The organism is Ralstonia sp. SA306, from assembly GCF_054792405.1.
This window is the reverse complement of record NZ_CP096452.1, coordinates 409,411-421,818: the sequence shown is the minus strand read 5'-3', so window position 1 is coordinate 421,818 and position 12,408 is coordinate 409,411. Positions and strand designations below refer to the sequence as shown.

General features: G+C 64.2%; 12 protein-coding genes. All 12 read left to right on the top strand.

The annotated features are described in order from the left end of the window. Positions 1–106 precede the first annotated feature (106 nt). Genes M1D44_RS18485 through M1D44_RS18430 form a run of 12 tightly spaced genes read left to right on the top strand, consistent with a single transcriptional unit; the run spans position 107 to position 12,407 of the window. Positions 107–817 carry a beta-ketoacyl synthase chain length factor gene (locus M1D44_RS18485; RefSeq protein WP_316853583.1) on the top strand — a complete coding sequence of 237 codons (711 nt, stop codon included), beginning with the start codon at positions 107–109 and terminating at the stop codon, positions 815–817. Continuing rightward, positions 802–1,608 carry a lysophospholipid acyltransferase family protein gene (locus M1D44_RS18480; RefSeq protein ID WP_316853582.1) on the top strand — a complete coding sequence of 269 codons (807 nt, stop codon included), beginning with the start codon at positions 802–804 and terminating at the stop codon, positions 1,606–1,608. The genes M1D44_RS18485 and M1D44_RS18480 overlap by 16 nt, the downstream gene beginning before the upstream one ends. After that, complete coding sequence (locus M1D44_RS18475; RefSeq protein WP_004631431.1) at positions 1,583–1,840, top strand: phosphopantetheine-binding protein; 258 nt, start codon at positions 1,583–1,585, stop codon at positions 1,838–1,840. Before M1D44_RS18480 ends, M1D44_RS18475 begins: the two co-directional genes overlap by 26 nt. Positions 1,841–1,884: 44 nt before the next feature. Continuing rightward, positions 1,885–2,130: an acyl carrier protein gene (locus tag M1D44_RS18470; protein ID WP_024977592.1), complete on the top strand. Its 246-nt coding sequence runs from the start codon at positions 1,885–1,887 to the stop codon at positions 2,128–2,130. Between the two features lie 4 nt (positions 2,131–2,134). Further along, positions 2,135–2,764 (top strand): COG4648 family protein, encoded by a 630-nt coding sequence (locus M1D44_RS18465; protein ID WP_316853581.1) that lies wholly within the window; start codon positions 2,135–2,137, stop codon positions 2,762–2,764. Further along, entirely contained in the window at positions 2,761–4,437 is a 1,677-nt protein-coding gene (locus M1D44_RS18460; RefSeq protein WP_316853580.1) for an AMP-binding protein, read from the top strand. Before M1D44_RS18465 ends, M1D44_RS18460 begins: the two co-directional genes overlap by 4 nt. Further along, the gene (locus M1D44_RS18455) at positions 4,434–6,155 is read left to right on the top strand and encodes a glycosyltransferase family 2 protein (protein WP_316853579.1); all 1,722 of its coding nucleotides are present in this window, start codon (positions 4,434–4,436) and stop codon (positions 6,153–6,155) included. The genes M1D44_RS18460 and M1D44_RS18455 overlap by 4 nt, the downstream gene beginning before the upstream one ends. Beyond that, positions 6,148–7,746: an HAL/PAL/TAL family ammonia-lyase gene (locus tag M1D44_RS18450; RefSeq protein WP_316853578.1), complete on the top strand. Its 1,599-nt coding sequence runs from the start codon at positions 6,148–6,150 to the stop codon at positions 7,744–7,746. The genes M1D44_RS18455 and M1D44_RS18450 overlap by 8 nt, the downstream gene beginning before the upstream one ends. Next, positions 7,743–8,177 (top strand): acyl-CoA thioesterase, encoded by a 435-nt coding sequence (locus M1D44_RS18445; RefSeq protein WP_316853577.1) that lies wholly within the window; start codon positions 7,743–7,745, stop codon positions 8,175–8,177. The genes M1D44_RS18450 and M1D44_RS18445 overlap by 4 nt, the downstream gene beginning before the upstream one ends. Next, positions 8,165–8,812: a LolA family protein gene (locus tag M1D44_RS18440; protein ID WP_112187301.1), complete on the top strand. Its 648-nt coding sequence runs from the start codon at positions 8,165–8,167 to the stop codon at positions 8,810–8,812. Before M1D44_RS18445 ends, M1D44_RS18440 begins: the two co-directional genes overlap by 13 nt. Continuing rightward, positions 8,812–11,229 (top strand): MMPL family transporter, encoded by a 2,418-nt coding sequence (locus M1D44_RS18435; RefSeq protein ID WP_316853576.1) that lies wholly within the window; start codon positions 8,812–8,814, stop codon positions 11,227–11,229. Before M1D44_RS18440 ends, M1D44_RS18435 begins: the two co-directional genes overlap by 1 nt. Further along, a complete protein-coding gene (locus M1D44_RS18430; protein WP_316853575.1) occupies positions 11,226–12,407 on the top strand; it encodes a beta-ketoacyl-[acyl-carrier-protein] synthase family protein in 1,182 nt (393 codons plus the stop codon). Before M1D44_RS18435 ends, M1D44_RS18430 begins: the two co-directional genes overlap by 4 nt. The last annotated feature ends 1 nt before the right edge of the window (position 12,408 follow it).

Below are 12,408 nucleotides of genomic sequence, written 5' to 3'. Positions count from 1 at the left end.
AGCGAATCGGGTGAGGCAAGTGTTGCGTTGATGCGCGACAGCCAGCCCCGCGCCGGGCGCCGCACACACTGCGGCCACTGGCAGTGCTCCACATGCGAACACCGATATGCCCGATTTGCACTGGACAATCCCGGTTGCTCGCTGGTCCTGCTGGCCTGCCATTGGTGCTGATTCAATATCGTCTCCGGAAATCGGTTTTATTGAACCGATGGTTCGGCGGCGTCTGAGCACGCTCTCTAAAAGCGCGCTGAAGGTCGCACACGATTGCGCTGCCGATGTCCCACGCGCGCGTGTCGTCTTTGCCTCCCGGCATGGCGAATTGCGCCGCACGGCCGGCATCCTGGCCGACATCGAGAACGCCGCCCCGGTCTCCCCCACCGCATTCAGCCTGTCTGTACTCAACGCCATGAGCGGCGTATTTGGCATTGCGCGCGGCGACACCTCGCCTGCCATCGCCGTGTCGGCCGGCCCGGCTACGCTGGGGCTCGCTCTGCTGGAAGCGCATGCCCAGTACGCATCGGACCCTGCTTCACCGGTGCTGCTGGTCTACGCCGATGAACCCGCCGATGCGCGCTTCGGCTCCGTGGCCGATGAGGTGGATACGTGCGCGCTAGCCGTACTGCTCGACGGTTCGGCCAGTGCCTCGTTGGTGTGTTCGCATGGCCCCGCGACAGCGGGCGGGCAAGCGGCAAATGTCACGACAACGCAAAGCCAGGCCGTTCTGCACTGCCTGTCATCCCGCACCTCCGGCGCCTGGCAACACGCAGACGGCAGCTGGACGTGGCAATGGCGCGAGGGCCCATGGCAAGCACACTGAGCGCCCGCCTCAACTTGGCATGGCGCTTGGTGGCAACGGGGCTGGCCTTTACCGTCTTCGGCGTCTGCGGGGTGCTGTTCTCCGTCGTCGTATTTCCCTTGGCTTGGCTGTGGCCGCACCGGGCATCGCGCCAACGCACTGTCACGTTCGTTATCCATTGGTTCTTCCGTACGCTGGTTCGCGCGCTCCAATGGCTCGGTGTGATGAGGCTGGATGTGCAAGGTGCGGAGGAGCTGCGTGCGCGCCGACCCGCCATCGTGGTGGCCAACCACCCGACCTACCTGGACGTGATGGTGCTCCTGGCGCTGACTCCGTCAGCCTGCTGCGTGGTGAAGAACGCCCACTGGGGTAACCCGTGCTTCTGGGGCATCGTGCGTGCCGCCGAATACATCAGCAACGCAGACCCGACCGAACTGGTAGAGGCGAGCGCGCGCCAGTTGGCCGCGGGGTACACCATGATCATCTTCCCGGAAGGCACGCGCAGTCCGGCCAAGGATCGGTTGCATCCATTCTCACGCGGCTTCGCACATATGGCGCTCAACGTGGGGGTCCCCATCGTGCCCGTGCTGATGGATTGCGACCCGCCCGCCTTTACCAAAACCATGCGTTGGTACGACGTGCCACCACGCGCCTTCTGCATGAAGGTCGCCGTGCTGCCGCCTATCAGCGTCGCGCAATACGTACCCGATGGCTCGCCGCCGGCGCTCGCCGCACGTGCACTTACCACCGGCGTCGAAACCCACATCACCGATCATCTTCTGCAACATGGATTCTTTGAAGCTCGAAATTAAGCAACTTCTTATCGAAGCGCTCGATCTGGAAGATATGACGCCAGCGGACATCGACGACGATGCCCCGCTCTTTGATACGAACGGTATTGGCCTGGATTCCATTGACGCACTGGAAATCGGCATCGTGCTGCGCAAGCGTTACCAATTGACGATTGCCGCCAATGACGAACATACGCGCGAGCATTTCCGCTCGATTAACACACTCGCCGCACTGGTGAAGAGCCAACAATAATCGCCCGGGCATTGGCACCGGCAGGCACAGGGAGAAAAAAAATCATGACGGACACTGAGATCCTCGAGCGCATCCGCGTCATTTTCAAAGAGAACTTCGATATCGATCCGGCGCGCGTCACGCCCGAAGCACATCTATTTGAAGAGCTGGATCTGGACAGCATCGATGCAGTCGATCTGGCAATCAAGCTGCAGGAAATGACAGGACGCCGCATCAAGCCCGAAGAATTCAAGACGGTACGCACGGTGGGCGACGTCATCGGCGCAGTCGAATCGCTGCTCGCGGCATAAGCGGATGCAGGCGCAACCTGCACGCCACCCCCTGGCACTGCCCAAGTGGGCGCGTGGCGCCGCTCAAGCGGCGCTGAAGATTGCGTATCCGCTGGTGCTGATCGGGGCATGGCATTTCGGCACACCGCGCTACGCCGGCATCGCGCTGCTGGCGTTGCTCTGGATGCAGCGGTGGATCGGCGCGGGCAGCGTATCGACGCTGCTGCGCCAGCTCACGCCGCTGGATTGGCTGACTGCGGGAACGCTGACTTGCATGTCCGCCGCCGTCGCCATCACGGATAGCGAATTGCTGCTGCGCCTGTATCCGGCGCTGGTCAATGCTGGGCTGTTGCTGAGCTTTGCAGCTACCCTTCGCTCGGGCCCTTCCATGATCGAAAAGTTTGCGCGCATGCGCCTGCCCGACCTGCAGCCGCGCGCCGTTTGCTATACGCGGCGCGTCACGCAGGCGTGGTGCGTTTTCTTCGCACTCAACGGAGTGACGGCAATGATCGCGGCCCTGTACTGGTCGCGCGGTGCATGGGCGTTGTACAACGGCGTGATCGCTTACGTCTTGGTCGGTGTGTTGGTTGTAGCGGAAATGGCGTTCCGTCATTGGATTGTGCGCCCGCACGCCCTGCCGTCGGAGGCGACATGATTGCCCTCCACGCCCTGCTGTCGGCTGCGCAGCCTGTTGACACTGCCATCTGCGCCGATGGCCGGCAATCCATAACATCCGGCGTCTTTCGTGCCCGTGTAGCGGCCTGCTCAGCGGTGTTCGCTGGCCAGCAGGCGACACGCTACGCGCTGTGCGTCGACGATCCGTTCGATTTCACGTGCGCGCTGTTTGCGTTGTTTGCATGCGGTAAGCATGTCGTGATTCCCGCCAGCGCCGCGCCTGCCTATCTCGGCACGCTGGCAGACGCGTACGACGTGCTCATCACCGATACCGACCTCCCGACCATCGGCGCGCATACCGAAGGCGCGACGCTCAACACAATCCATCCGGATGTACCGATCACGCTGTACACCTCAGGTAGCACCGGCGCACCCAAGCCTATCCGTAAGACGCTCGCGCAATTCGATGCGGAAGTCTTAACACTTGAACAGCAGTGGGGTCCGCAGATGGGCAGCGGCGTGGTGCTGGCCAGCGTGCCCCACCACCATATTTATGGGCTGCTGTTCCGCGTGTTCTGGCCGTTGGCCGCCGGGCGCGCATTCAGTCGGCAGACCGTTACCGAACCCTCCGCATTGCAGCGTGCCCTGATGTTGCAACCCGCTGCCGCGTTGGTCTCCAGCCCGACCCAACTGGCGCGATGGCCGTTGCTTTCGGGTTTCGATACGCTGCCGGCACTCCCAACCGTGTTTTCGTCTGGTGGCCCATTGGATGCGGCTGCAGCAACGGCGTTTGCAGATGCACATGGAAGTGCACCCATCGAAGTGTTCGGCAGCACGGAAACCGGCGGCATCGCCTGGCGCCGTCAGGACCGCTCCCATGCATGGCAGCCGTTCGGCAGCATCGAAGTCCGCCAGGAAGACGACGGCGCGCTTGCCGTACGCTCGCCGCATCTACCCCACCGTGAATGGCACCGCACCGATGACGCGATCGCGTTTGACGACAGTGGCCGCTTCGTCCTGCGCGGCAGATTGGACCGCGTCGTCAAGGTTGACGGCAAGCGTGTCTCGCTGCCAGAAGTCGAAGCGTGGTTGGGTGAGCATCCGTTTGTGGCGCGGGCAGCGGCAACGTTGCTAACGGGGATGTCACGCGACCGATTGGGCGCGCTGGTCGCACTCACGCCGGCTGGAGCGCAGGCGCTGCGCGCGCAGGGCCGCGTGGCGCTGGCCAAGACGCTGCGCCGGCACCTGTCCGCCTACACCGAGCCCACGTTGATCCCGCGCCGCTGGCGCTTCTGCATGGCCATGCCGATAGACGCGCGCGGCAAATTGCCCGCGGCAACCGTGGCCGCTGCGTTCCGGCCGGGCGCCGAGGGCTTCGAAACGCTCTCCCATGTGAGCGATGCCGACAGCGATCACTACGAGCTGCGCGTCAGCCACGATCTCGTGCATTTCGCGGGCCACTTTCCTGGCCTCCCGATCCTGCCCGGCGTGGTGCTCATCGACTGGACCGTGAGCCTGGCCGCTGCCCGTAACAGCGCGGTACGTACGATTACGTCAATCGACCAACTGAAGTTCATGGCGCCGGTACCTCCGGGGGCCGTGGTGTCGCTGCGCCTCGTGCACGAGCCGGATCGCAGCCGCGTACGCTTCACTGCCCGACTCGGCGCCCGTGATTGCGCCTCGGGCGTACTGGTCCATCGGGAGGCTGTGTGAGCCCGAACACGGTCATCGTCATCCCGATCTACAACCACAAGGATGCGATCGGCAACACCGTCGCAAACCTGTTGGTCCACGGGCTGCCGGTCCTCATCGTCGACGACGGCAGCAACGCGGCCACGCAATCCGTGCTGGCCGCGCTCGCACAGCAGTACGCACAACAAGTCACGCTGCTGCGGCTACCGGAAAACGGCGGCAAGGGCGCAGCTGTGATGGCCGGTCTGCGTGCGGCCTACGCTGCCGGCTATACCCACGCCCTGCAGATCGACGCCGACGGCCAGCACGATGCGGGCGACGTACCTCGCTTTCTTGCCGCCGCCATTTCCGCGCCCGACGCCATCATCCTCGGCCGCCCGGTCTACGACGAAAGCGTGCCCAGGTCGCGCCTGTACGGCCGCTACCTCACGCACGTGTGGGTGTGGATCGAAACGCTGTCATTCGACATCCGGGATTCGATGTGTGGCTTCCGCATCTACCCGTTGGCGCTGGCGTGCAAGCTGATGGATGACGTGGCGCTGCCCACCCGCATGGATTTCGATATCGAGATTCTGGTACGCCTGCACTGGCGCCGGGCGCGCATCATCACGCTGCCCACGCGCGTGACGTATGAACGCGGCGGGCTGTCGCACTTTGACGTGCTGTGGGACAACATCCGCATCAGCAAGAGCCACACGCGGCTGGTGGCCGGCATGCTGCTGCGTTTTCCGATGCTGCTGGCCGGAAAATGCTTGCCGCGCTGGCGTCATTCTTCGGCATCAACCACGACACAAGGTTGGTGGCGCGTGGCCGAGCGTGGGAGCCAGTTCGGCATGCAACTTCTTGCGCTGAGCTGCCGCCTGTTCGGCACACGCCTCACTTCGTTGTGGCTATACCCGATCGTCGCGTATTTCCTGATAACCGGGCGTGCGGCGCGAGAGGCATCGCGGCAGTACTTCACCCGCTTGCATTCGGTGTCGCCGGGTACAGGCATGCCGCAACCGGGTTGGCTTAGTGCATACCGCCACATGATCGCGTTTGCGCAGTCGGGGCTGGACAAGCTGGCCGCATGGTCGGGGCAGGTCAAAAATGAACGCGTGCGCTTTGACGACCCGACCGCATTCGAAGCACTCGTTGCCAGCGGTCGTGGCGCACTGGTCATTGGCGCGCACCTGGGCAACCTGGAAATGACGCGCGCGCTGGCTGCCCGCAATGGCCTCGCCAAGGTAACGGCGGTGGTCTACACCGAGCATGCGCAGCGCTTTAACCACGTGCTGGCACAAGCGCATCCGGATGTCGTCTCGCACCTGATGCAAGTGACCGACTTCGGCCCAGCCACAGCCATGCTGATGCAAGAGCGCATCGACGCCGGCGAACTGCTGGTGATCGTGGGCGACCGGGTGCCCGCACACGAATCCGGCCGCACGGTGGAGGCCCGCTTTCTGGGCGCGCCTGCACAATTCGCACAGGGTCCATACGTTCTGGCACACGCGCTGGGCTGCCCGGTGTACCTGTTCTTTTGCCTAAAGACGGGACAGGACCATACCCTGTATTTCGAGCCATTTGCCGAGCACGTTGCGCTACCGCGTGCCGAGCGCGCACGCCACCTTGGCGCATTGGCCCAGCGTTACGCAGAGCGGCTGGAACACTATTGCCGCAAGGCCCCTTTCCAATGGTTCAATTTTTTCGATTTTTGGGCGCGCCCCAACGCCACCAAGAACATGGACGCCCATGGCTGAACACGATTTGAACGTGCCCGCGCAAGTCAATGCGCCCGCCCAACGGCTCGGCGTTGTCATCGGCAACCGTCATCTGACGATTGAAGACGTCGTTGCCATTGCGCGCGACCAGCAGCCGGTTTCGCTCTGCACCGATGCCGCGTGGCGCGATCGCATCGAACGTGGTGCGCAGTTCCTGTGCCAACGGCTGGCCGAAGGCGCAACCATCTACGGCGTCAACACAGGCTACGGCGATGCGTGCCAAGTAAGTGTGCCGATGGCGCTGGTTGAAGCTCTGCCGCTGCAGCTCACGCGCTATCACGGTTGCGGCATGGGCCGCCACCTGGAGCCGGCTGAAACGCTGGCCGTGGTGGCTGCACGACTGAACTCGCTGGCCCACGGCTATTCGGGTGTGCGGTATGTGCTGCTGCAGCGCCTGGCTGACCTGATCAACCACCGCATCCTGCCGCGCATTCCGGCCGAGGGATCGGTGGGCGCCAGCGGTGACCTGACGCCCCTGTCGTACGTGGCTGCCACGCTGGTCGGCGAGCGCGACGTGCTTTTCAACAACCATGTGCAGCCCGCCGCCGGCGTGTGGCACCAGATCGGCCACTCGCCCATCACCCTGGCCCCGAAAGAGGGGCTTGCGCTGATGAACGGCACTGCGGTCATGACTGGTCTGGCGTGTCTGGCCTACGCCCGCGCAGAGCAACTGATTCGCCTGTCTTCTCGACTGACGGCCTTGGCCACGGTGGCACTCGATGGGCGCGCTGCGCACTTCCACCCGACCATCTTCGCGGCCAAGCCACATGCGGGGCAGGCGGAAGTTGCCGGATGGATTCGCGCGGATCTGGCCGACTGGGATGACGCTTCGGCGCACCGCGTGCAAGATCGCTATTCGATCCGCTGCGCTCCGCACGTGATCGGCGTGGCGCGCGACGCGCAGTCGTGGATCCGCCGCGACATCGAGAACGAACTCAACAGCGCCAACGACAATCCGCTGGTCGATCCCGACGCAGAGGAGATCCTGCACGGCGGCAACTTCTATGGTGGGCACATCGCGTTCGCGATGGACGCGCTCAAGACAGCCATTGCCAACCTGGCCGACCTGATGGACCGCCAGTTGGCGCTCCTGGTCGACGACAAATTCAACAACGGCTTGCCGCGCAACCTGTCGGGCGCCACCGCCGAGCGTGCACCGATCAACCACGGTTTCAAAGCCGTGCAGATCTCGTCATCAGCCTGGACGGCCGAAGCGCTCAAGCACACCATGCCGGCCAGCGTCTTCTCGCGATCAACGGAAGCGCATAACCAGGACAAGGTCAGCATGGGCACGATTGCCGCGCGTGATTGCCTGCGCGTGCTGGAGCTAACGGAACAGGTGGCAGCCGCGCATACGCTCGCAGCTGTCCAGGCAGTGCGACTGCGCTGTCAGCTTGACCCGTACACGCAGGTGCCGGCACCCGTGCAGGCGTTCGTGGAGCGTATCAGCGCCATGTCGGCATTCGTGAGCGAAGACCGCCCACTGGAAGCCGATCTGCGCACACTGACGCTCGCCATCGAGCGTGGCCTGCTCACCAACGCAGACAACCAACAGGAAATGCCAGCATGACTTCCCGCGACCTGCCGCCACTGGCCGCCAGCGCCCAGGTTGAGGTGCCGTTTCACGACGTCGACGCCATGGACGTCTGCTGGCATGGTCACTACCTGAAGTACTTCGAGATCGGCCGTGCCGCGCTGCTGCGCCGCTTCGACTACGATTACCGCGAGATGCGCGACTCCGGCTACCTATGGCCCGTTGTCGAAGCACACCTGAAGTACATCAAGCCGGCAACCTACGGCCAACAGATCGAGGTGCGCGCAACGCTGCTGGAGTACGAGAACCGCCTGAAGATCGGCTACGAGATCGTCGATTGCGCATCCGGCACCCGGCTGACCAAGGGAACCACCACGCAGGTAGCTGTATGCGCCGGCACCGGAGAACTGCAGTTCGTCTCGCCGCCCGTGATGATCGAACGTGTGGAGCGCGCATGGTTGGGCTGAACGCTATCGTGCGCGCGTGGATTACCGCGCTGATGCTGGGGACGTGCACACTCGCCAGCGCGACACCGAGCGAAGTATCGCCGGGCAGCACACTCGTCTCGCAAGTCGCTGCGCAATTGGCACAGGCACGTGGCATACGCGCGCAGTTCGTACAAACGCAATCGCTGCAGGCCATGCAGAAGCCGCTGGTAAGCAGCGGCACGCTGCTGTTCTTGCGCGATCTGGGCGCAGTCTGGCGCATCGAGCAGCCGACCCGCATGACGTATGTGATGACCGACTCGGGTGTCACCGTGCTGGATGCCAACGACCGGCCGACGCGTGGCGCGCGCAACGCCGCTGGTGTAGCGCAGGTCTCGCGCATGATGCGCGCGATGCTCACGGGCGACCTGTCCGCGCTCTACTCCCAGTTCAACGTCAATGCACAAGGCAACGTCAGCCGCTGGCATCTGAAGTTGACCCCAGCCCAGCCGCAATTGGCACAGGCACTGCGCGGGCTGGATCTGTCGGGCGACACCTACGTGCGGAGTATCCGCATCCAGTCAGCCAATGGCGATGAAACACGCATCGAGTTCACGGGCAGCACGCGTGTGGAAGCGCCCAGCGCTGCCGAGCGCACGCTGCTGGGAGCGCCCTGATGACGCTGGAGCTGGGGTTGCATCGGCCGGCCCTCTCTGTCCGACGAATGTGGGGCATCCGGCTCGGCTGGCTGGCGGTCGTGCTGGCCGCCCTGCTCTATTGCGGCCTGCGCCTGCACGACGGTACGGCGTTGCAAACGAACCTGCTGTCGTTGCTGCCGGACACCGAGGCCGACCCGGTTGCGGAAAAGGCTGTCGATACGCTGGCGGCATCACTGGGTGACCGCGCGGTCTTCCTGCTCAGTAGCCGCAACGCTGACCATGCAAAAGCGGCTGCCATGCAGTTTGGTTCGCAACTCAAGCGCAGCAAGTCTCTTCGCACCGTGATTGCCCAGTTGCCGCCATTCGATACCGCGCAGATCACCCGCTTCTATCTGCCTTACCGATTCGGCCTGCTGAGCGCCGCAGACCGCGCGGCACTGGATGACACATCCACCGCGCTGCCCACACTGCTCGCGCAAAGGCTGTACGCGCCGGTCGAAGCCGGTCTGAGCGCACCGCTGGCTGACGACCCATTCGGCTGGCTCAGCCACTGGCTGGCGGGCCTGCCGCTGGCCGCCACGCGGCTCGAACTGGAAGACAACCTGCTGATCACCCGGCGCGGTGACACCACCAGCGTCTTGGTCACCAGCACGCTGGCCGCTTCTGCCTACGATGGGCAAACCCAGGCCGACGTCCGCACCGCTGTCGCACAGGCTGAGCAATCATTGGCGCGTACCTTTCCGGACGTCACTCTGGTGCGCACCGGCGCCGTTTTCTATGCCGCCGCTGCGCGCAGCGCTTCGGAACAGGAACTGCATCGCATCGGCATCATCTCGACACTCGGTATCGCTTTGCTGATGTTGTGGGTCTTCCGCTCGCCGCGCTTTCTGCTGCTCGGGTTCCTGTCCACGGGCATTGGGATCGTGTTTGCGTTGGCCGCAACGATGCTGGTCTTTGGAAAGCTGCACCTCCTCACGCTCGTATTCGGTGCCAGCCTGATCGGCGAGGCGGTGGATTACTCCATTCAGTACTTCGTCGGCCACCTCGGTGCCCAGGGGCAAGACGCGCGACGCAGCGCGCGCGAGGTACGGCCGGCACTGCTGGTGGCGCTTGCAACAAGCCTGCTCGGCTACGCGATCCTGGTTGGCGTGCCATTTCCGGCGCTGCGCCAGATTGCGTGCTTTGCCATCGCTGGGATCGGAGCGGCCTTTTTGTCAGTGGCATCGCTGTTGCCTGCACTGCTGACGAATGCGCAGCGACAGCCATACCGCACCTACGATCGCGCCGCGCGTTGGCTGGGCCGCTGGCAGGCAGCACTGACGCGACGGGGTGCTTGGGTTTGCCTGGCACTCATTGCGGCGGCCGCCGTGCCCGGATGGCTACGCCTGACCAGCGACGACGACATCCACCTGCTGATCCAGCGCGACCCCGATCTGGCACGACAAGAGGCCTTCGTGCGCGAAACCATCGGCGTAGAAAACAGCACCCAATTTTTCGTTGTGAAGGGCGACTCCACCGAGCAGGTGTTGCAACGTGCTGAAACACTGCAACACAAGCTGGAGCTGCCGATTGCAGGTGCCTCGCTCAAAGGCGTGCAATCAGTCACCCAGTTCGTGCCTTCCGCTCATCAACAAGCGGAAGACCGCGCCCGCCTGAGCAAACGCGTGTCTGCTGACCCGCAAGCCCTGCGCGCGACCTTGACGGACGCTGGCTTTCGGCCCGAGATCGCCGCCAAGTACGTGACTGCATTTGAAACCCCTCCGAGTGCCCCGCTTACGGTGGATGCATGGCTAGCGATGCCTTGGTCGCAGCCCTATCGCCACCTCTGGTTAGGCCAAGTGTCGAGCGCCGGTGCGCCGCGCATGTTTGCCGCCATCGTCATCCCGACCGGTGTCACGTCGGCGCAGTTGCCCGCGTTGGCGGCACTGGCCGATGCCACCCCTGGTATCCGCTTCGTCGACAAACCCGCCAGCGTCGCGCGCCTGTTCGCCACGTACCGCATCGATAGCGGTTGGTGGCTGGCTGGGGCGCTCAGCCTGATCCTCATGCTGTTCTGCGTGCGCTATGGCGTGGCCGCCGGTGTGCGCGTGACCTTGCCGGTCGTCTGCGCTGTCGGCATCACGTTTGCTGTGTATGGCTACGCGGGCATTCCGCTAAACCTGTTCCATTGGCTAGCCCTGATGCTGGTGCTGGGCGTCGGCGCCAACTACGCTGTGTTCCTGCGCGAAGGTTGTGCGCGGCAGCGCGCGGATATTGGTGGCGTATGGGTTGGCGTGTTGCTGTCGGCGTCCACCACGCTGCTCTCGTTCGGCCTGCTGGGTACAAGTGGCATGCCGGTGCTGCGCAGCTTCGGCATGACACTTGCCCTGGGCATTGTCATTGCGGTTGCGTTGGCGCCGCTCGGAATGCCCAACGTAAGACATCGACCATCATGACCGCTTCTCCTGTTTATCTGCATGCGCTCGGCATGGTCAATGCGCTGGGTGATGACGTGAATTCCATCCGCCGCAACTTGGCAGCCGGGCATGCGCCTGGCATGGGGGCGGTCGACCGGCCGGAAGGTTCAACGGGCATGATCGGACGCGCCTTGGCTGCACTCGAGATCGAACCGCCCGCGCACTTGTCCGCCTACGACTGTCGCAACAACCGGTTGCTGCTTGCCGCGCTCGCGCAGATTCAACCCGTGGTGGACCAGGCCCGCACCCAGTATGGCCCGCACCGGATTGGCATCGTCCTCGGGACCAGCACGTCGGGCATCGACGCTGCCGAGGCGGCGCTGCGCCATGCAAAAGAACACGGCAATCTTCCCCGCGCGTTCGACTATCGCCAAATGGAAATCGGCACGCTGGCACCGTTCGCCGCTGCGGCACTTGGCACCACTGGTCCGGCTTATACGGTATCCACCGCTTGCACATCGAGCGCCAAGGCTTTCGCCTCGGCCCGCCGGTTGCTGCAACTAGGCCTGTGTGACGCAGTGGTCGTGGGGGGTGCGGATTCGCTATGTGAGTTGACGCTGCAGGGCTTTGCCTCGCTGGAATCGACCAGCGCCGCGCGCACCAACCCCATGAGCCGCAACCGTGCCGGTATCAATATCGGCGAAGGGGCGGCCGTATTCCTGATGACACGTGAACGCGGCCCCGTACGGCTGGCGGGTGTGGGGGAGTCGAGCGATGCCCACCACATTTCTGCGCCCGACCCGACCGGCGCCGGCGCTGAGAGCGCCCTGCGCGCCGCCTTGGCGGATGCCGGCATCGATGCCAGCGCCATCGGCTACGTCAACCTGCACGCCACCGCCACCCGCAAGAACGATGAGATGGAAGCGCATCTGATGGCGCACGTCTTTCCAGCGGGCGTGCCAACCAGCGGCACCAAGCCGCTGACGGGGCACACGCTGGGCGCCGCAGGCGCCACCGAACTCGGCTTCGCATGGCTGACGCTCGCCGATGAAGGCATCACCCTGCCGCGCCACCTCTGGGATGGCGAAGCCGACCCCGCTCTGCCCACGCTCGATCTGATCGAAGACACCCGCCGCCTGGGCGCCGGCCGGTACGTAATGAGCAACTCGTTTGCTTTTGGCGGCAGTAACGCCAGCCTGATCCTGGGGCAGGGATGAG

Excerpts from the sequence above, each read along its gene's own strand:
- M1D44_RS18485 (WP_316853583.1), top strand. The coding sequence starts at position 107 with ATGCCCGATTTGCACTGGACAATCCCGGTTGCTCGCTGGTCCTGCTGG.
- M1D44_RS18480 (WP_316853582.1), top strand. The coding sequence starts at position 802 with ATGGCAAGCACACTGAGCGCCCGCCTCAACTTGGCATGGCGCTTGGTG.
- M1D44_RS18475 (WP_004631431.1), top strand. The coding sequence starts at position 1,583 with ATGGATTCTTTGAAGCTCGAAATTAAGCAACTTCTTATCGAAGCGCTC.
- M1D44_RS18470 (WP_024977592.1), top strand. The coding sequence starts at position 1,885 with ATGACGGACACTGAGATCCTCGAGCGCATCCGCGTCATTTTCAAAGAG.
- M1D44_RS18465 (WP_316853581.1), top strand. The coding sequence starts at position 2,135 with ATGCAGGCGCAACCTGCACGCCACCCCCTGGCACTGCCCAAGTGGGCG.
- M1D44_RS18460 (WP_316853580.1), top strand. The coding sequence starts at position 2,761 with ATGATTGCCCTCCACGCCCTGCTGTCGGCTGCGCAGCCTGTTGACACT.
- M1D44_RS18450 (WP_316853578.1), top strand. The coding sequence starts at position 6,148 with ATGGCTGAACACGATTTGAACGTGCCCGCGCAAGTCAATGCGCCCGCC.
- M1D44_RS18445 (WP_316853577.1), top strand. The coding sequence starts at position 7,743 with ATGACTTCCCGCGACCTGCCGCCACTGGCCGCCAGCGCCCAGGTTGAG.
- M1D44_RS18440 (WP_112187301.1), top strand. The coding sequence starts at position 8,165 with ATGGTTGGGCTGAACGCTATCGTGCGCGCGTGGATTACCGCGCTGATG.
- M1D44_RS18435 (WP_316853576.1), top strand. The coding sequence starts at position 8,812 with ATGACGCTGGAGCTGGGGTTGCATCGGCCGGCCCTCTCTGTCCGACGA.
- M1D44_RS18430 (WP_316853575.1), top strand. The coding sequence starts at position 11,226 with ATGACCGCTTCTCCTGTTTATCTGCATGCGCTCGGCATGGTCAATGCG.